The organism is Streptomyces sp. NPDC002088 (assembly GCF_040296605.1).
Lineage (GTDB): Bacteria > Actinomycetota > Actinomycetes > Streptomycetales > Streptomycetaceae > Streptomyces.
In genome coordinates, this window is record NZ_JBEOXO010000002.1 from 395100 (window position 1) to 412500 (window position 17401).

The 17401-nt window shown below is 71.0% G+C and carries 16 protein-coding genes and 1 pseudogene; 10 read left to right on the top strand and 7 right to left on the bottom strand.

Annotated features, from left to right (window positions below):
• Positions 1-15: 15 nt before the first annotated feature.
• The gene (locus ABT114_RS05540) at positions 16-1077 is read right to left on the bottom strand and encodes a hypothetical protein (RefSeq protein WP_351138896.1); all 1062 of its coding nucleotides are present in this window, start codon (positions 1075-1077) and stop codon (positions 16-18) included.
• Between the two features lie 62 nt (positions 1078-1139).
• Positions 1140-2348 carry a PP2C family protein-serine/threonine phosphatase gene (locus tag ABT114_RS05545; RefSeq protein ID WP_351139508.1) on the bottom strand — a complete coding sequence of 403 codons (1209 nt, stop codon included), beginning with the start codon at positions 2346-2348 and terminating at the stop codon, positions 1140-1142.
• 136 nt (positions 2349-2484) lie between these two features.
• On the opposite strand from ABT114_RS05545, the gene ABT114_RS05550 reads away from it, so the two are divergent.
• The 7 genes from ABT114_RS05550 to metG all read left to right on the top strand — a co-directional run bounded on the left by ABT114_RS05550 (position 2485) and on the right by metG (position 12368).
• Complete coding sequence (locus ABT114_RS05550; protein ID WP_351138898.1) at positions 2485-2913, top strand: hypothetical protein; 429 nt, start codon at positions 2485-2487, stop codon at positions 2911-2913.
• A 325-nt stretch (positions 2914-3238) separates the two neighbouring features.
• Positions 3239-4165: a hypothetical protein gene (locus tag ABT114_RS05555; protein ID WP_351138900.1), complete on the top strand. Its 927-nt coding sequence runs from the start codon at positions 3239-3241 to the stop codon at positions 4163-4165.
• A 96-nt stretch (positions 4166-4261) separates the two neighbouring features.
• A complete protein-coding gene (locus ABT114_RS05560; RefSeq protein ID WP_351138902.1) occupies positions 4262-5056 on the top strand; it encodes an alpha/beta fold hydrolase in 795 nt (264 codons plus the stop codon).
• A gap of 110 nt (positions 5057-5166) precedes the next feature.
• A complete protein-coding gene (locus ABT114_RS05565; protein WP_351138904.1) occupies positions 5167-6180 on the top strand; it encodes an endonuclease/exonuclease/phosphatase family protein in 1014 nt (337 codons plus the stop codon).
• A 31-nt stretch (positions 6181-6211) separates the two neighbouring features.
• On the top strand, positions 6212-8155 hold the full coding sequence (locus tag ABT114_RS05570; RefSeq protein WP_351138907.1) for an FUSC family protein: 1944 nt from the start codon (positions 6212-6214) through the stop codon (positions 8153-8155).
• A gap of 358 nt (positions 8156-8513) precedes the next feature.
• The gene (locus tag ABT114_RS05575) at positions 8514-10469 is read left to right on the top strand and encodes a VWA domain-containing protein (protein ID WP_351138909.1); all 1956 of its coding nucleotides are present in this window, start codon (positions 8514-8516) and stop codon (positions 10467-10469) included.
• Positions 10470-10649: 180 nt separating this feature from the next.
• A complete protein-coding gene (gene metG / locus ABT114_RS05580) occupies positions 10650-12368 on the top strand; it encodes a methionine--tRNA ligase (protein WP_351138911.1) in 1719 nt (572 codons plus the stop codon).
• A gap of 236 nt (positions 12369-12604) precedes the next feature.
• Here metG and ABT114_RS05585 read toward each other — a convergent pair whose 3' ends face one another.
• Positions 12605-13573 carry an intradiol ring-cleavage dioxygenase gene (locus tag ABT114_RS05585; RefSeq protein ID WP_351138913.1) on the bottom strand — a complete coding sequence of 323 codons (969 nt, stop codon included), beginning with the start codon at positions 13571-13573 and terminating at the stop codon, positions 12605-12607.
• 284 nt (positions 13574-13857) lie between these two features.
• On the opposite strand from ABT114_RS05585, the gene ABT114_RS05590 reads away from it, so the two are divergent.
• Positions 13858-14223 (top strand): PH domain-containing protein, encoded by a 366-nt coding sequence (locus ABT114_RS05590; RefSeq protein WP_351138916.1) that lies wholly within the window; start codon positions 13858-13860, stop codon positions 14221-14223.
• Between the two features lie 5 nt (positions 14224-14228).
• On the opposite strand, the gene ABT114_RS05595 is transcribed toward ABT114_RS05590, so the two are convergent.
• The 3 genes from ABT114_RS05595 to ABT114_RS05605 are packed head-to-tail and all read right to left on the bottom strand — an operon-like array spanning position 14229 to position 15067.
• Positions 14229-14408, bottom strand: coding sequence for a DUF397 domain-containing protein (locus ABT114_RS05595; RefSeq protein WP_351138918.1), 180 nt, complete (start codon positions 14406-14408; stop codon positions 14229-14231).
• Positions 14409-14426: 18 nt separating this feature from the next.
• The gene (locus ABT114_RS05600; RefSeq protein WP_351138920.1) at positions 14427-14609 is read right to left on the bottom strand and encodes a DUF397 domain-containing protein; all 183 of its coding nucleotides are present in this window, start codon (positions 14607-14609) and stop codon (positions 14427-14429) included.
• Positions 14610-14611: 2 nt separating this feature from the next.
• Positions 14612-15067, bottom strand: coding sequence for a Scr1 family TA system antitoxin-like transcriptional regulator (locus ABT114_RS05605; protein WP_502987594.1), 456 nt, complete (start codon positions 15065-15067; stop codon positions 14612-14614).
• Here ABT114_RS05605 and ABT114_RS05610 point away from each other — a divergent pair.
• Positions 14985-15164: pseudogene (locus tag ABT114_RS05610) on the top strand (ATP-binding protein); the annotation flags it as partial. The gene ABT114_RS05605 and the pseudogene ABT114_RS05610 sit on opposite strands and share 83 nt — an antisense overlap.
• A 79-nt stretch (positions 15165-15243) precedes the next feature.
• Positions 15244-16173, top strand: a complete 930-nt coding sequence (locus ABT114_RS05615) for a hypothetical protein (RefSeq protein ID WP_351138924.1) — start codon at positions 15244-15246, stop codon at positions 16171-16173.
• Between the two features lie 61 nt (positions 16174-16234).
• On the opposite strand, the gene ABT114_RS05620 is transcribed toward ABT114_RS05615, so the two are convergent.
• The gene (locus ABT114_RS05620; protein ID WP_351138926.1) at positions 16235-17200 is read right to left on the bottom strand and encodes an intradiol ring-cleavage dioxygenase; all 966 of its coding nucleotides are present in this window, start codon (positions 17198-17200) and stop codon (positions 16235-16237) included.
• Between the last annotated feature and the right edge of the window lie 201 nt (positions 17201-17401).

A 17401-nucleotide genomic window follows, 5' to 3' on the forward strand; every position in this document is an offset into this window, starting at 1 on the left:
GGGGGTTGAGGTCGCTCACTCCTGCGTCTGAAGCTGACGCAGCTGTCGCTGGACATGTCCCAGCGCACCCTCGCGCCGGCCGGGCACCCGGCCGCGCAACTCCGCGAGCGCGGGCCCGAGTTCCCGGGCCCGTGCTTTGTCGCGGATCTTCCCCCACTGGTGGTGGGCCCGGTCGACGGCCGCCTCCACCGCCGGCGCGTCCGGGGCCTGCCCGGCCGCCAGCCGGGTCCCGGCCACCGCGAGCCAGGTACGGCAGCTGCGCTCGGCGTCGCCCGCGAACATCGCCAGGTCCGCCCGGACCTCGGCCCAGTGCAGGGCCTCGTCGGAGGCGGGCCCGTGAGTCTGGACTGCGGCATGCTGCCAGCGGGCGGCGAGCGCGTCGGCCTCGGCGTGCCGCCCCGACTGGACGGCGGCGGTGATGGAGGCGTGCGGATCACCGGCCACCGGCGTGTGCGTGGCCAGCACGATGCCGCCGGCCTCCCCCGCACCGGCCAGCCTCCCCCACGCCTGCTGGTGCAGCTGCTCCAGCGGCGGCCGGTGCCCGCTGCGCAGAATCGTCGCGACCGCCTTCATGTACGTCGGCACGGCCACCGCCCGTCGCCCGGGCGGCGGCGCGACACGCCCATAGACGGCGTTGTTGCGCCCGCAGTCGAGCGGCGCGGTGCGCAGGTGCTCCCAGGTCTCCGCGTCCGCGTGCAGGTCGAGCACGAGCGTCGTCGCGCCGGGCGCCCGCAGCCGCAGTTCCTCCCGGAACCAGTGCCAGGGGAACGCCGTGTAGCGCACGGTCGCCGGGGTGGTGCGCGCCAGCGCCAGATGGGGCAGCCGCTGGCGGCGGTCGAGCTGGAGCTGGCCGGTGACGAACACGGTCAGCGGACCGGGGGCCGCCGCGGCCGCGCGCAGCCGGGTGAGCACCGCCTGCGGCTCCAGCGGGTCGGCCAGCTCGACGACGTTCGCGGTGTCCGCGCCCGCCAGCACGGCGGGCGGCACGGCCGCGAGCACGGGGAGCACGGACGCCGCGTCCACCAGACATCCCTTGCCCACGGGCGAGGCCGCGAGCAGCAGCACGGTTCCGGGCATGGTCCCTCCCCTGTCGATCACCTACGGCAGCACGGTAACCGCTGCGGCTGCAAAGGGGGGCCTCAGGACTGCAAAGGGGGGCCTGAGGACTGCGAACGTCCGCGTACAGGAGTCTCGACGGCCCTCGGTCGCGGCCGTACGGCGAAGATCGTCGTGTCGTCGGCCAGGTACCCCGCGCTGTGCCGGAGCGTGCCGTCCCGGACGAAGGCGACCAGTCGGTCGGGGTCGGCGGTGCGCGGGTCCACGGCGACCGCGCGGGCCACCTCGTCGACGAGCGGGTAGAACACCCCGGCCGCGTCCCGGGCCTCGGTCACGCCGTCGGTGACCAACAACAGGGTCTCGCCGGGCGCGAGGGGCACCCGGCGCACGGTCGGCATCCCGTCGGCGCCCGTGAGCTCGCAGAGGCCGAGCGGCAGCCCGTCCCCGTCCGGCAGGGACCGTACGCCGTCGGGCCCTACGGCCAGCGGCGGGTCGTGGCCGAAGATGGCGACCTCCACCACCGCGGGCCCGGCCACGGGGAAGCCGAGGAGCACGGCGGTGGCGAAACGGTCGCCGTCGCTCCGGCCGAGGGCCGCGGTGTGCCCGCGGTGGCGCAGCATCCGCGTCTCCAGACGCGCGGCGACCGTCGCCAGGTCCGCCTCGTGGTACCCCGCCTCGCGGAAGGTGCCCAGCAGCGCGGCCGCCGCCTCCACCGCGCCCAGTCCCTTGCCCTGGACGTCGCCGAGCAGGACGCGGGTGCCGTGCGGGCTGGGCTGGATGTCGTAGAAGTCACCGCCGACGCGGGCGTCGAGGTCGGCGGCGAGGTAGACGGCCGCCTGTTCCAGGTCGCCCCAGCCCGGTGGCATCGGGCGCAGCACGGTGCGGCGGGTGGTCTCGGCGATGCGCATCATGTGCAGCATCCGCTGCTCACCGCGCAACCGGACTCCGCAGGCCAGCGTGGCGAGGACGCCGCCGGCGGCGACGAGGATCAAGTCGGGCAGGCCGGTCTGGTACTGGTACGGCCAGGCGCTGTCCGCGGCGACGTACGTGATGAGCGCGAGCATCCCGAACACGGCCGTGCCCCACACTCCGCAGATCGCGGCGGCGATGCCGGGCACGAGCACGATCCAGGAGATCATCCGGAACTCGCCACCGGTGCCGAAGTCGGCCACCGTGACGCAGACGAGCAGCAGCAGCGGGGGCAGCCAGGCCAGACTGCGGCCCCGTACGCGCAGCAGATTCTGCCGGTGCGCGATGTCCCGCCGCCCGGCCCGGGGATACCGGACGAGCATCCGCTGGCCTCGGGCGCCGTCACTCACGGTGCCCAGCGAAACATGGGGGTGGGCGCGCTGCATCTCCGCCGACTTGCCAGCGCCTCTCCCCAGGTGTGCCCTGGTAGCGGGGGCGAGGAGAGAGAGGAGCGCTCTCATGGCTCATGCGGCACCCACACCGGGAATGCGCGGATCACCGGACATCCTCGGTGAACGCACGCACATGGTCGCGAAGTGGGCGGTGCCCGTCGCGCTGGGGCTCGTCTACGGCTACTGGGCCGCGGCCAACCGCCGCAGCGGCGGTCCCATCACGGGCTGGAACCTCCTGTTCGGCTTCGTGACGGCGATCGTGTTCATCGCGCTGTACATCGGTGTGCGCGCGCTCGCCCCGCACATGAAACGCGAGCAGCACGCCCTGGTGTGGACCGCGTTCGCGGGCGGCGCGTTCGGCTTCCTGTACAGCCAGACCGGCGCGAGCGTCCTGCGGTCGACAGGCATGGCGGTCGCGGTCTCGGCGGCCTGCTTCCTCGTGTTCTTCTACCGCTACTACACGCACGAGGACGCGGAGGGCCATCGCGTCTCCTGATTCCGCATCGTCCTGAACGGCGCGTGGGCCCCGGCTGTTGCCGGGACCCACGCGTTTCCCTCATCCCTCCACTCACCGGGCGACGGGGAGCCAGACCCGGTCACCCGACGAGGATCCGGACGTGTTCCAGGTCCAGGTGCAGGAACCCGAGATGCTGAAACCGTCCCTCAGAACCAGGAAACACCCGTTCGGGTGAACTCTCCACCGGAGAGCGGAATATCTAATTCCGCCAAGGGATCCCTGTTCGGCTCGACCTGTGAGACCTGTGCACCCATACGCAGTCACACCGCTCGCGCACCGCACCTGCGGCCCCTTCTCTGGAAGGGTGTCCCGACCACTCCGTACCAGCCTGTCGGCCGTACTGATCGCGCTGGCGTGCCTCCTGGCGCCGTTCGGCGCGCTGGCGGCCTGGGCGGCGTACGGGCTCGCGGACACCGGCCGGTACGTCACCACGATGGCGCCGCTCGCCGCCGACCCGGACGTACGCGACGCCGTGGCGGACACCGTCGGCGCCGGCATCATGCGCGAGGTCGACCGGCGTGAGACCGAGGTGCGCCCGATACGGGGCACGGTGGCCCCGTTCGTGCACGAGGCGGTGCGCTCGTTCACCCGGACCCAGGCCTTCCGTACGGCGTGGGACGAGGGCAACCGGGCCACTCACGACGCCGTCCTGCGGGCCCTGAGAGGCGAGCGCGACCGCGCGGTCACCGTCGACCTCGCCCCGGTCACCGCCCAGGTGAAACGCCAACTCGCCCACGACCACGTGCCGTTCGCGAACCGCATCCCGGTCCAGCACACCGAGGTCGCCGTCCTCGCCGCCCAGGACCTGGGCCGCCTCCGAAAGGGATTCCACGTGCTCGAAATCGCGGGCTTCTGGCTCCCCGTCGCCGCATGCGTCTTCGCCGTCACCGGCATCGCCGTGGCCGTCCACCGCCGCCGCGCGGTCACCGCGACCGCCCTCGGCACCGCCTTCGGCGGGGCCCTCCTCGGGGTCGCGGTCGCCCTGGGCCGCCGCCTGACCCTGGGCGACCTGCCCGACGAGGTCTCCCGCCCGGCTGCCGGCGTGGTCTACGACGCCCTCACGTCCACCCTCCGCACGGCCGCGTGGCTCCTGCTGACCCTGGGCCTGACGGTGGCCGCCGCCACCTGGCTCACCCGCCACCTCCACGCCCTGCGCCTCGCGCGACGCCGGCGAACGTCCGCAACGCCCACCCCGACTCGGCCTCAGGAACCGACGCGAGACCAGGTCTGACCGCGTCGGGGGTCCGGCCCGGGTCCACGGTGAAGGCGGGGCCCGGTGTGAAGATCTCATTGCACCGAGGAGTTGGCGCCCCCTAGGGTCGAACCCATGCCGCCCTTCCTCTCGTACGAGGACAAAGGCCCGGATACCTCCCGGGCCCCTCTCATCCCCCTCGTCCTCGTCCACGGCCACCCCTTCGACCGCACGATGTGGACCCCGCAGATCGAGGCGTTCTCGCCCGAGCGCCGCGTCGTCGCCCCCGACCTGCGCGGCTACGGCGCCTCCCCGGTGGTCCCCGGCATCACCCCGCTGTCCCGCTTCGCCCAGGACATCGAGGCGCTCCTGGACGACCTGAAGGTGGACACCTGCGTCCTGGCCGGCCTGTCGATGGGCGGCCAGATCGCGATGGAGTGCTACGCCGGCTTCGGCGACCGAGTCCGGGGCCTGGTCCTCGCGGACACGTTCCCGGCGGCGGAGACCCCGCAGGGCAAGGTCACCCGCAACGCGATGGCGGACCGCCTCCTGCGCGAGGGCATGCGCGGCTACGCCGACGAGGTCCTGGAGAAGATGGTCGCCCCCTACGCGGACCCGGCCGTCAAGTCCCACGTCCACCGCATGATGACGGCCACCTCTCCCGAGGGCGCCGCCGCAGCCCTCCGCGGCCGCGCCGAACGCCCCGACTACCAGGACCTGTTGACCCGGGTCACGGTCCCCGCCCTGGTCGTCGTGGGAGCGGACGACGAGTACACCCCGGTCTCGGACGCGGAGTCGATGCACGCGCTCCTCCCCGACTCCACCCTCCACGTGATCGAGGGCACGGCACACATGCCGAACCTGGAACGGGCGGGGGAGTTCAACGCGGTGCTGGGGAAGTTCCTGGAGCGGGTGGACGCACGACCGTGACCGCGGCCGCACGCACCTTTCGTGACCGCGGGAGCACGCAACTTTCCGCCCACAGCCACCGTCTTTGAGGGAGGATTCGGACATCCACCCCTCAAGGGAGAGGCCGGGACTTGGACACTGCGGCTGCCGAGTGGACGACGACTCCCGGTGACACGCCCCCGCGGCGGAGGGGGCGGCGACGGTTCGGAATCGGTTGTGGCGGGCTGCTGCTCGCCACGGTGAGCGTGGTCGTCGGATGCCGGGTCGCCGACAGTGACGGGATCACGCCGGTGCCCCAGCTGCTCGCCTTCCTGCCGTGGCTGCTCCTGCCCACGGGCGCCGGACTGCTGCTGGCGCTGCTCGCCCGGTGGTGGACCGGCCTGGTGTGGGGGCTCGTCGTACTCGGGCTGCTGGCGTGGTTCATCGAGCCGTACGGGAAGAGCGACGATCCCGGCGGCGCCCCGGTCGCCTCGTTCCGCGTGCTGACGTCGAACGTCGAGTTCGGGCGGGCCACCGGCGCCCTCGTCGGTGCCGTCCGGCGCGAGAAGCCAGACGTGGTGTTCGTGGAGGAGTGCGAGTACGTGTGCCAGGCGACGCTGACGGACGCCTTCGACACCGTCTACCCCTACCGGCAGGCCGTCGAGGCGGGCGGCTCCGAAGGGTCCGTCATCCTCAGCCGCTTCCCCCTCAAGGGCACCGACGGGGTCCCCGGCACGATGGGCATGCCCGGTGCCGTCGCCGACGTGCGCGGCCACGCCGTACGGCTCCAGCTCGCCCACCCCATGCCCCCGCTCCCCGGCCAGCTCGGCCTCTGGCGCCGTGAACTCGGCCGCCTGCGCGACTTCGCCGCCGGGGACGGCAAGGCGCCCACCGTCCTGGCCGGCGACTTCAACGCCTCCCAGGACCACGCCGCCTTCCGCCGCATCCTCGACACCGGTCTGCGCGACGCCGCCCGCCTCACCGGCTCCGACCGCACCCCCAGCTGGCCGGCCCGCACCGCCCCCACCCTCGGCGCCCAGATCGACCACGTGCTCGTGTCGGCGGACTTCTCCGCCGCCCGCGCCCGTTTCCTGGACCTCGCCGACACCGACCACCGCGCGCTGCTCGTCGACATCACGCTCCACATCACGCCCCACCAGCCCTGACGGCCCCGGGCTGGGTGCCCATAATGGGCCCATGTCCCGAGAGTTCCCCATCGGCCTCACCCCTCCCGACTGGCTGGTGCGGAACCTCAAACCCCAGCAGTCCCCCGTCAACCGCTCCGCCGTCGCCCGCGCCTCCATCGCGATGGCGCTCCCGCTGGCCATCGGACTCTTGGCCGGGCAGCCCGCGTACGGCGCCATCGCCTCCATGGGCGCCCTGTCCGGCGTCATCGGCGACACCGCCGACGCGTACCGCATGCGGATCCTCAACATCGCGATCCCGCAGCTGTTCGGCGCCGTCGGCATCACCCTGGGCACCCTCGTGTACGGCCACGGCTGGATCGCCGTCGCCACCGTCACCGGCATCGCACTCGTCTCCGGGATGATCTCGACGATCGGTGCCGTGGCCTCCGTGTCGGGCCTGCTTCTGCTGCTCGACTCCGTGATCGGCGCGGGCCTGCCCCTGCCGGGCCAGTGGTGGCTGGCCCCGGCCCTGATCACCGGCGGCGGCCTGCTCGTCCTGCTCCTCGCCCTGCTCGCCTGGCCGCTGCGCTCCGGGGTGCCGGAACGGGCCGCGGTCGCCGACAGCTACCGCGCCGTCGCCGTCCTGCTCGCCGCGTGCGGCAGCGACGTACCCGGCGAGTACGACGAGGCCCGGCACACCGTCACCCAGTCGCTGAACCAGTCGTACGACCTCATCCTCGCCCACCGCGCCCGCCACCACGGCCGCAGCCCCGAGCTCACCCGCCTGCTGGCCCAGCTGAACGCCACGACCCCGGTCATCGAGGCCGCCCCCGCCGCCCACCAGACCGGCAGGCCCCTCCCGCCCGAGGTCCCCCAGGCGGTCCGCCACCTCGCCCAGGCCGTGGAGACGGGCTACACCGGCCCGATAGGTCTCGACCTCCCCACGCCCACCGGCGAGACCGGCCGGGCCATCGAACACGCCCTGCGCCACGCCGCGGAAGTGGTCACCTCCCCCGACGTGGACCCCCGCGGCATCGACGACCGCCTGGGCCGTCCCGCCACACTCGGCATCCGCACCGCCCGGGCCGCCCGCTACGTCGCCCTCTCCGCCGCCTCCTGGCGCTACGGCCTGCGGCTGGCCCTGTGCATCGGCATCGCCCAGGCCCTGGTGTCGATCATCACGGTCCCCCGTTCCTACTGGGTCGCCCTCACCGTCACCTTCGTCCTCAAGCCCGACTTCGGCTCCGTCTTCTCCCGGGCGATGCTGCGCGCGCTGGGCACGGTGGCCGGCCTGGTCGTCGCGGCGGCGGTGCTGGCGGAGGTGCCGCGCGGCTGGTGGGACGTACCGACGATGATGCTGCTGGCCCCGCTGATCCCGGCCCTCACCCCACGCGGGTACGGCTACCAGACGGCGGCCATCACCCCGGTGATCCTGCTCCTCTCCGACATCCTCAACCACCTGGGCACGGCCCTGCTCCTGCCGCGCCTGGTGGACTCCCTGATGGGTTGCGCGATCGCGCTGACGGCGGGCTACCTCCTCTGGCCGGAGAGCTGGCACACCCGCGTCGGCGACCGCCTCGCGGACGCGGTCGCGGACACCGCCGGCTACGTCGAGTCCGCCTTCCTCGACACCACCGACCCCGCCGCCCGCGCCCGTATGCGCCGCCGCCTCTACCGCGACCTGTCCGGCATCCGTACGGAGTTCCAGCGCGCCCTGACCGAACCACCGCCCACCGGCCGCCGCGCCGCCGCCTGGTGGCCCCTCGTCGTCGCCGTCGAACGCATCGTGGACGCGACCACGGCGGCCCGGGTCCGCGTCAAGCACGGAGCCGCACCGCCGTCACCGGCCGAGGTGTCCCAGGTGGCACTTCAACTGCGGGAGTTGTCCGAGGGCGTCCGGGAGGCGGAAACCCTGATCGCCGTCCGCACGGACCTCACGGGCCCGGCGGACAGCGTCCTGGAGCCGGTACGCCAGGAGGTGGCGGCGGCGCGGGCGATCGCGTCGCCGCACTGAGCCGTACCGGGCCATATCGGGCCGTACCGGGCCGTACCGGGCCGTACCGGGCCGTACCGGGCCGTACCGGGCCGTACCGGGCTGGGGCCCTACTGGGCTGTACTGGGGCCGTACTGGGCGCCGTACTGGGCCCGTTCGGCTTCAGGTCCCCACGCCGCGCCCCCTTGGCCGCGACCCCGAAGAGCCCGTCCGTGGCACGGGGTTCGCCGTGAAGGCGGCGTGGCCGGGAAGGCGGTGTTGACACGGACGGCCTGACGCCACTCACCCCTGCCCAAGATCTCCATCCGGGGCCGCTAACCTTACGTGTCCGTCCTGGCCAGGGATTGACGGGCATCAACTCACGCGAAGGGTTGCGCACATGGGCATTCTGACTCTCCTGCGGAACGCATTCGGCCGGTCACGCAAGGATCGTGCCGCCGAAACAGAGGGTGCGGAACGGATTCCTTCGCAGGAGACGGTCCCCGCCCAGGAAGCAAAGCAGGAACCTGCGGCGACCGCCCAGGTACCCGAGCCGCGCACGGCCGAGGGGCACAACGAACATGAACTGGTGGCGGCGGCTTTCGACAACGTAACGGTCCCGAAGCCGGCGGAATCGGTAGAAACGAACCCGACGCCGCCCGCGGAGCCTGTACCGGAGCCGGTGGCCGAGGCGGTGACCGAAGCGCCGTCAGAGCCGGTGGCCGAAACTGAGCCGGAGCTGGAGTCGGAGCCTGTGCTGGAGCAGGAGCCGACGACCGAACCGGTTACCGAAGCGCCGTCAGAGCCGGTAGCCGAGGCCGAGCCGGTGACCGAGGCGCCGTCAGAACCGGTGGCCGAAACTGAGCCGGAGCTGAAGTCGGAGCCTGTGCTGGAGCAGGAGCCGACGACCGAACCGGTTACCGAAGCGCCGTCAGAGCCGGTAGCCGAGGCCGAGCCGGTGACCGAGGCACCGACAGAACCGGTGGCCGAAACTGAGCCGAAGCTGGAGTCGGAGCCTGTGCTGGAGCCGGAGCCGACGACCCAGGTTGAGCCAACGCCGGAGCCTGTGCTGGAGCAGGAGCCGGTGGCCGAACCGGCCGCTGAGCCAACGGCTGCGGAGGCAACGCCCGAGCCGACCCTTGAGCCGACCTCCGAGGCTACGCCCGACCCGGAGCCCGAGCCGAAGGCTGAGGAGCCGAAGGCCGAGCAGCCCGTGGCCGAGCAGCCCGTGGCCGAGCAGCCCGTGGCCGAGGAGCCGAAGGCCCAGGAGCCCGTGGCCGAGGAGCCGAGCGTCGAGGAGCCCGCGGCACAGGAGCCCACCGCCGAGGTGACGCCGAAGGCGGAGCCGGCCCCCGAGCCCGTGAGCGAACCGGAGCCGGAGCTCGTCGCCGAGACCCCGGAGCCGCTCGCCGCGGAGGCCGAGCCGGTCTCCGAGCCCGAGCCGGTCTCCGCACCGGAACTGGTCACCGTCGACGCAGCCGCATCCACCGCCGAGGTGACGCCGAAGGCGGAGCCCGAGCCCGCTACCGCCGACGCAGCCGCCCCCGCCCCCGCCCCCGCCCCCGAGCCGGTGATCGAACCCGTGGCCGCCGACGGCGAGGACACCCCGCAGGGGCCACCCGCACCCGACCACGAAAGCAGCACGGGTGGTGCGGGTGGGAACAACCCGGCTGAAGGCGAAGCCGAGGCCGGCCAGCCCGCCACCCCCCTCACCCGCCTGAAGACCGACGCCCCCGCCCTCACCAGCGCCTACCAGGCCGCCGCAGCGACCCTGGAGAAGAACAACCTCACAGGCACCCGCGCGAAGCTCTACCTCGTCCTCGACCGCTCCGCGAGCATGCGCCCGTACTACAAGGACGGCTCCGCCCAGGCCCTCGCCGAGCAGACCCTCGCCCTCGCCGCCACCCTCGACCCCGAGGCCACGGTCCGCGTCGTCTTCTTCTCCACGGAGGTGGACGGCACCGCCGACCTCACCCTCCCCGACCACGAGAACAAGATCGACGAGCTGCACGCCTCCCTCGGCCGCATGGGCCGTACGAGCTACCACGCGGCCGTGGAAGAGATCGTCACCGACTACGAGAAGTCCGGCACGACGGACCCCGTCCTCGTCGTCTTCCAGACGGACGGCGCCCCGGACGCCAAGACCCCGGCGACCCAGTCCCTCACGGACGCCGCGAAGAACCACCCGGCCCTCTTCTTCTCCTTCGTCGCCTTCGGCGACCCGGAGAACAAGGCCTTCGATTACCTCCGCAAACTGAAGACCGACAACGCGTCCTTCTTCCACGCCGGCCAGACCCCGCGCGAGCTCACGGACACGGAGCTGTACGAGGGCGTACTGGCGACCTGGCGCCCGTAACCCGGACCGCGACCCGGGACCGCAACCCGGGACCGCAGCCCCGGACCGAAGGCCGCCCGCTTCCCACCCCGTAAAACGGGAAGCGGGCGGCCTACCCATGTCAGCTACGATTTCAAGGTTCACCGACGACCAGAGAACCGACGATCGTCACCCCACGTAGCGACTTGGGAGCAGCCCGCGATGGCTCGACACCTCATCACCAGCGCCCTTCCGTACATCAACGGGATCAAGCACCTGGGCAACATGGTGGGGTCCATGCTCCCGGCGGACGTGTACTCCCGGTACCTCCGCCAGCGCGGCCACGACGTCCTGTACATCTGCGCGACGGACGAGCACGGCACCCCGGCCGAACTGGCGGCGAAGGAGCAGGGCCTCCCGGTCGACGAGTTCTGCGCGCAGGCGCACGACGCGCAGAAGGCGGTCTACGACGGCTTCGCGCTCGCCTTCGACTACTTCGGCCGCAGCTCGTCTCCCGAGAACCGGGACATCACCCAGCACTTCGCCCGCAAGCTGAACGAGAACGGCTTCATCGAAGAGCGCGCCATCCGCCAGGTGTACTCGCCCACCGACGGCCGCTTCCTCCCGGACCGCTACGTCGAGGGCACCTGCCCCCACTGCGGCTACGACCGGGCCCGCGGCGACCAGTGCGAGAACTGCACCCGCGTCCTGGACCCGACGGACCTGATCAACCCGCGCTCGGCGATCTCCGGCTCGACGGACCTGGAGGTCCGCGAGACGAAGCACCTCTTCCTCCTCCAGTCGAAGCTCCAGCACGAGGTCGAGGCGTGGGTGTCCCGCCACGAGGCCGACTGGCCGCAGCTGGCCTCCTCCATCGCCCGCAAGTGGCTGAACGAGGGCCTGCACGACCGCGCGATCACCCGTGACCTGGACTGGGGCGTCCCGGTCCCGGCGGACACCTGGCCGGAGCTGGCGGCGGAGGGCAAGGTCTTCTACGTCTGGTTCGACGCCCCGATCGAGTACATCGGCGCGACGAAGGAATGGGCGGACCAGGACCCGGAGAACCGGGACTGGAAGTCCTGGTGGTACGAGGCCGACGACACCGTCCGCTACACCGAGTTCATGGCGAAGGACAACGTCCCGTTCCACACGGTGATGTTCCCGGCCACCGAGCTCGGCGTGCGCGAGCCGTGGAAGAAGGTCGACTACGTCAAGGCCTTCAACTGGCTGACGTACTACGGCGGAAAGTTCTCCACGTCCCAGAAGCGCGGCGTCTTCACCGACCAGGCGCTGGCCATCCTCCCGGCGGACTACTGGCGCTACTTCCTGATCGCCAACGCCCCGGAGTCGGACGACTCGTCCTTCACCTGGGAGCACTTCACGGCGACGGTGAACAAGGACCTGGCCGACACCCTGGGCAACTTCGTCAACCGGGTGCTGTCCTTCTCCCGCAAGCGCTTCGGCGACGACGTCCCCGCGGGCGGCGAGCCGGGCGAGGCCGAGACGAAGCTCGGCGAGGAGATCGCGACGCTCCTGGCCGACTACGAGTCGCACATGGAGAGCCTCCAGTTCCGCAAGGCGGCCGCCGCCCTGCGCGCGCTCTGGTCGGCGGGCAACTCCTACCTGGAGGAGAAGGCCCCCTGGCTGGAGATCAAGACCGACAAGGACGGCGCGGCCCTCACCCTCCGCACGGCGATGAACCTCATCCACCTCTACTCGGTGGTCTCGGAGCCCTTCATCCCGTCGACGGCGGCGAAGATGCGTACGGCCTTCTCTCTCCCGGACGACACGGCGGCCTGGATCAGCGAGGCCGAGGCCCGGTCCCTCACCGCGGTCCCGGCCGGCACCCCCTTCACGGTCCCGCCGGTGCTCTTCGCCAAGCTCACGGACGAGGACCTGGAGAGCTACAAGGAGCGCTTCGGCGGCGAGCCCGCGGAGTAACAGCCGCACCTGTCTGACGTAGAGCGGGCCCCGACTCCACCGAGCCGGGGCCCGTTCCTCATCCCTCTGCCTTCTCGATTTTCTCGATGCGCCGCGTCGCGAGCTCCGCGAGCAGCGCGTACGTCACACGCCCGTCCGGAGATACGCCGTCCGGCCGACCGGCGGTGAACTCGGCGGCGGAGGCACGGAGGGCCGATGACCCTCCGTGCCTCCGCCCGGTAGAGCAGCCCCGCCGGTTACGACGCCGACGCGGACGGACTCGCCGACGCGCTCGGCTGGGGTGGGGCGTCCTGGCCGTCGTGGGTCTCGTCCGGGTCGACGCCCACCGTGATCGACCCGCGGACACCCCTGGCGATGTGCCGCTTGTCGTACTTCAGCCTGAGCAGGCCGCCCTGGGTGCCGCTCTGGTCATAGATGGTGTCCTCGGTGAGCGTGGTGCGCGTGGTGGTGTTGGCCGAGTACGGCGCCACCTCGGCGGAGGCGAGGACGGACTCCTCGTCGAAGAAGAACTGGCCGGTGTGGCAGGTGTGCCCGCCCTCGTAGCCGGCGTCGGTCCACTCGCCGTCCACGTGCACCTTGACATGGATGTGGACGCAGCGGCCCTGGTACCAGCCCGGGAAGACCGTCTTGAAGGTGACGTGCCCGTGCCGGTCGGTATGCCATGTGCCGCGCAGGTACCGCGTGTCGTCGGTGGGCTCCTGGTGCCCGCCACCTCCGCCACCGGGCCCACCTGAGGGCGGTGCGCCGGTGGGTGTGCCGGTCGGGGGTTCACCGGTGGGCGCGGGGCCGCCGCCACCGCCGCTGCCCTGGTTCTCGTAGCCGGAGTAGACGCCCGACGCGTCGCAGTGCCAGATGTCGACGGCGGCGTTCCGGATCGGTCTGCAGGTCTCCGAGTCGATCACCTTGAGGGCGAGCGTGAGCGGGATGCCCTCCCGGTCCTCGGTAATGTCCCGGCGGATCTTGTCCGCGTCGATGTAGTACGGGCCTTCGACGGCCTCCGAGGTCAGCCGGTAGCAGCTCTCGCCGCTGCTCTCGCCCGCGGCCGGGGTCTCTCTTCTCCCACCGTTCTCCCCGGCGAAGGCGTTCGCCGCGAAGGCGCCGCCGAGGCCCACCGCGGCGACGGCCCCCGTACCGGCGACGACGACGTTTCTACGCGTCAGCTCTCGTGATTCCTGTGGCGCTTGAGGCTTTTTGTTGTCTGTCATGCGCCGGGAAGTTAGGTAAGAACCCTGTCAGTGAGCTGAGAAAAGGGCGTACTTTCCCGCGCTCCGCCAAGAGGGGCCGGAAATCGCCGCTGGGGCGCCTCGCCACACCAGCACCACGTCTTCACGGCGGCCTCCGTCAACCTCACCCAGAAGGACGGCACGCTCCTCGGCGGCAACGGCCGCTCTGGCTGATCTGACCGACGCATCTGACCGCAGCACGCCCCTTGGGCGGCCTCCCCACCCCGGTATACATTGCGGAGATCTTGTAAAGAGGGGGACCATCCATGGCACTGTTCGGTAACGCACACAGCATCGACACGGCGCAGGCGGAGCAGGACTTCGCACGTCTGCTGGGTCAGGGGGAGCAGGTACACGCCGCGTACCTGCTGATCCGCGACACCATCCTGTTCACCGACCGCCGTCTCATCCTGGTCGACAAGCAGGGCATCACCGGCAAGAAGGTGGAGTACCACTCCGTCCCGTACCGCAGCATCACCCACTTCGCGGTCGAGACCGCCGGCACGTTCGACCTCGACGCCGAGCTGAAGATCTGGATCTCCGGCTCGCCGACCCCGATCGAGAAGACGTTCACGAAGGGTGTGGACATCTACGAGGTCCAGGCGATCCTGACGCAGTTCGTGGCGAAGTAGCCCCGTCAGCGGCCCTCACTGCGCACCCGACGCAGGAGGGCCGCCAGGGCGGTGGGGGCGACGGGGATTATTCGGGTGGGGGCGTCGCTCTCGCGGAGGAGCAGGGAAGTGTCGGCGTGGGCGAGCTCGACGCACTCGTTGCCGTCTCCGGGGCCGGAGAAGGAGGACTTCTGCCACTGGATCACGGCCTACAGTTCCTTCGTCTAGCAGCGACCCTCGACGCGCACTCGATGGAGGAGGGCCGCCAGGGCAGTGGGGGCGACGGGGATTATTCGGGTGGGATCGTCACTTTCGCGGAGGAGCAGGGAAGTGTCGGCGTGGGCGAGCTCGACGCACGATGCCCCGTCCGAGCCACTCGAGAAGGATGACTTCTGCCACTGGATCACTTCTACAGCTCCTTCGCGAGGCGATAGATGAAGTCCCGCGACTGTGCGGGCTCAAGCGATGCCGACTCCACTTCACGGAAGAGTGTTCGCATCGCCTGAAGCTGTGCGGCCGCGTCCACGAAGGCCGAGCCGGACGGAATGTCCTTCTGCACGGTGTCCAGCGCAGCTACACGACCGCCCGCGTACAGCAGCGCCGCGCTCGCTCCGGCGAACCCATCGACATCGAACGGCACGATGCGCACGGTGACTCCGGGCCGCTCGGACTGCTTCAGGACTTCGTCCAGTTGAGCACGGGCCACGCGCCGATCAGCCACGCGTGTACGCAGGACGGACTCATGCAGCACCGCCGTGTACGGAGCCTCACCCTTCGCGTGAGACGCGGCCCCCGAACCACCCGACCCCCCGCGCCAGTTGGACCGCCTCACCGAGGACCCGGAGGAGGGCCGCGGCCTGGCCATCGTCCGAGCGTGCGCCAACCTGTGGGGCTGGCAACCGTTGGCCAGAGAGGGCAGCCGGGGCAAGTACGTATGGTGCGAGCTGACCGGAGCGGCGTGAACGTTTTTGCCTTACCCGAATGAGTGAACCCATTCCGCTCGCCGGACCCACCGGCCCTTGATCCACCTAGGTTGCGCGCATGGTCACATCCACACACGAGGCCTCTCATCGGATCTTCCAGGACCGGCCGGAGCTCCTCACCCCTGTCTTCGACCTCCTCGGAGTGCCGATGTCCGCCAAGGCATCGGTGGCGGTCCTCAGCGCCGACGTGACGGAGATCCAGCCGCTGGAGCGAAGAGTGGATACCGTCCTGCGCGTGGAGCCGTCCGACGGGGACCACTTCCTGCTCGCCATCGAGACACAGGGGCGGCGCGACAAGCGCAAGGTGACGAGCTGGCCGTACTACGTGACGTACTTACAGGAGAAGTTCTGCCTTCCGGTGCTCCTTCTCGTGACCTGCCAGGACCGGCCCACCGCACGGTGGGCGACCGGACCGTTCACCTGCGAGGTCCGGGGCTGGACCACCCAGAGCACACATCCCCTGGTCCTGGGCCCGGACAACGTACCGATGATCACCGACCAGCGCACGGCCGGTCGGAACCTGGCAATGGCGACGTTCTCCGCCATCACGCATAGCCGCAATCCGAACGCCACGGCCATACTGGAGGCCCTGGTCGGCGCACTCAAGACAACAGACACGGAGACCGCCCAGTACTTCGGCGGCCTGTTGGAGATCGGCCTGGGAGACACTCCGGCCCGACAGACATGGAGAAAGCTGATGGGTTTCACCAACTTCTTCCCCGGCCGGGGCACCATCCTGGAAGAGGTCTACCTCGACGGCGAGGCCAAGGGCGAGGCCAAGGGCGAGGCCAGGGGCGAGGCCAAGGCCATCCTCCGTTTCCTGGAGGCGCGCGGCATCTCCGTCCCGGACGACGCCCGGGAACGCATCGCCGGCTGCACCGACTTGGACCTCCTCAACCGCTGGCTGGACCGGACGCCCCATGCGGAGTGCGTGCACGACCTCTTCGCCGAGGACGCAGTGGACACCGCGGACCAGGCCGAAGCCTGACGCACACCGAAAGCGCCCGGGACTTTCACCGTCCCGGGCGCTCTCACCTACCTACTCGGAATTACGACGCCGAAGCCGACGCCGACGCCCCCGGCTGGACCGCGTCGTCCGTGCCGTCGTGGGTCTCGTCCGGGTCGACGCCCATCGTGATCGACGCGTGGACGCCCTTCTCGATCTTCTTCTTGTTGTACTTGAGCTTGAGCAGGCCGCCCGTCGTACCGCTCTGGTCGTAGATCGTGTCCTCGGTGAGCGTGGTGCGGGTGGTGGTGCTCGTGGAGTACGGCTCGACCTCGGCGGAGGCGAGGACGGACTCCTCGCTGAAGAAGAACTGGCCGGTGTGGCAGGTGTGCCCGCCCTCGTAGCCGGCGTCGGTCCACTCGCCGTCCACGTGCACCTTGACGTGGATGTGGACGCAGCGGCCCTGGTACCAGCCCGGGAAGATCGTCTTGAAGGTGACGTGACCGCTCTTGTCGGTCTTCCAGGTGCCGCGCAGGTAGCGCTCGTCGTCGGTGGGCTCCTGGTGGCCACCGCCGCCGCCACCGCCGGGGGCGCCGGACGGCGCGCCCGACGGCGGCTCACCCGTGGGCGCGTCGGACGGCGTACCCGAGGGCGCGTCGGTCGGGGCGCCACCACCGGCGCCGGTCGACAGGCTCTCGTAGCCCGAGTAGATGCCCAGCGCGTCGCAGTGCCAGACGTCGACGGCCGCGTTCTTGATCGGCTTGCAGGTCTCGGAGTCGATCACCTTGAGGGTCAGGGTCAGCGGGATGCCTTCCTTGTCCTCGGTGATGTCCTGGCGGAGCTTGTCCGCGTCGATGTAGTAGGGGCCCTCAGTGGTCTCCGAGGTGAGCTTGTAGCACGTCTCCGTGGAGGCGTCCGACGAGGTCGAGCTGTCGCTCGTCTCGCTCGCGAAGGCGTTCACGGCGATGCCGCCGCCCACGCTCGCCACGGCCACGGCCGCTCCGCCCGCCACGACGACCTTGCGTCGGGTCATGTTCCGTTTGTGCGCTGGTCCTTGAATTCCCGTCATGGGCGGCGACGCTAGGTAAGAAGCCTGTCAGGAGCGTGGGGAAGAACTGTGCATTGCCATGTGAGCGCAGAAAAAGGGGCTCGGGAACGAACTGTTCCCGGGCCCCGGCCCCACTCATGCCTGCTCTACTGCCTGTTGTACGCGGCGACGAGGTCCGTCAGCGTGCCGTTGAGTCGCCGGAGAACACAAAGGCATGGGGAC

Coding starts and splice junctions, on each gene's coding strand:
- ABT114_RS05590 (WP_351138916.1), top strand. CDS start 13,858: ATGGCACTGTTCGGTAACGCACACAGCATCGACACGGCGCAGGCGGAG.
- ABT114_RS05540 (WP_351138896.1), bottom strand. CDS start 1,077: ATGCCCGGAACCGTGCTGCTGCTCGCGGCCTCGCCCGTGGGCAAGGGA.
- ABT114_RS05605 (WP_502987594.1), bottom strand. CDS start 15,067: ATGGCCAGGCCGCGGCCCTCCTCCGGGTCCTCGGTGAGGCGGTCCAAC.
- ABT114_RS05615 (WP_351138924.1), top strand. CDS start 15,244: ATGGTCACATCCACACACGAGGCCTCTCATCGGATCTTCCAGGACCGG.
- metG (WP_351138911.1), top strand. CDS start 10,650: ATGGCTCGACACCTCATCACCAGCGCCCTTCCGTACATCAACGGGATC.
- ABT114_RS05560 (WP_351138902.1), top strand. CDS start 4,262: ATGCCGCCCTTCCTCTCGTACGAGGACAAAGGCCCGGATACCTCCCGG.
- ABT114_RS05550 (WP_351138898.1), top strand. CDS start 2,485: ATGGCTCATGCGGCACCCACACCGGGAATGCGCGGATCACCGGACATC.
- ABT114_RS05545 (WP_351139508.1), bottom strand. CDS start 2,348: ATGCTCGTCCGGTATCCCCGGGCCGGGCGGCGGGACATCGCGCACCGG.
- ABT114_RS05575 (WP_351138909.1), top strand. CDS start 8,514: ATGGGCATTCTGACTCTCCTGCGGAACGCATTCGGCCGGTCACGCAAG.
- ABT114_RS05585 (WP_351138913.1), bottom strand. CDS start 13,573: ATGACAGACAACAAAAAGCCTCAAGCGCCACAGGAATCACGAGAGCTG.
- ABT114_RS05570 (WP_351138907.1), top strand. CDS start 6,212: ATGTCCCGAGAGTTCCCCATCGGCCTCACCCCTCCCGACTGGCTGGTG.
- ABT114_RS05620 (WP_351138926.1), bottom strand. CDS start 17,200: ATGACGGGAATTCAAGGACCAGCGCACAAACGGAACATGACCCGACGC.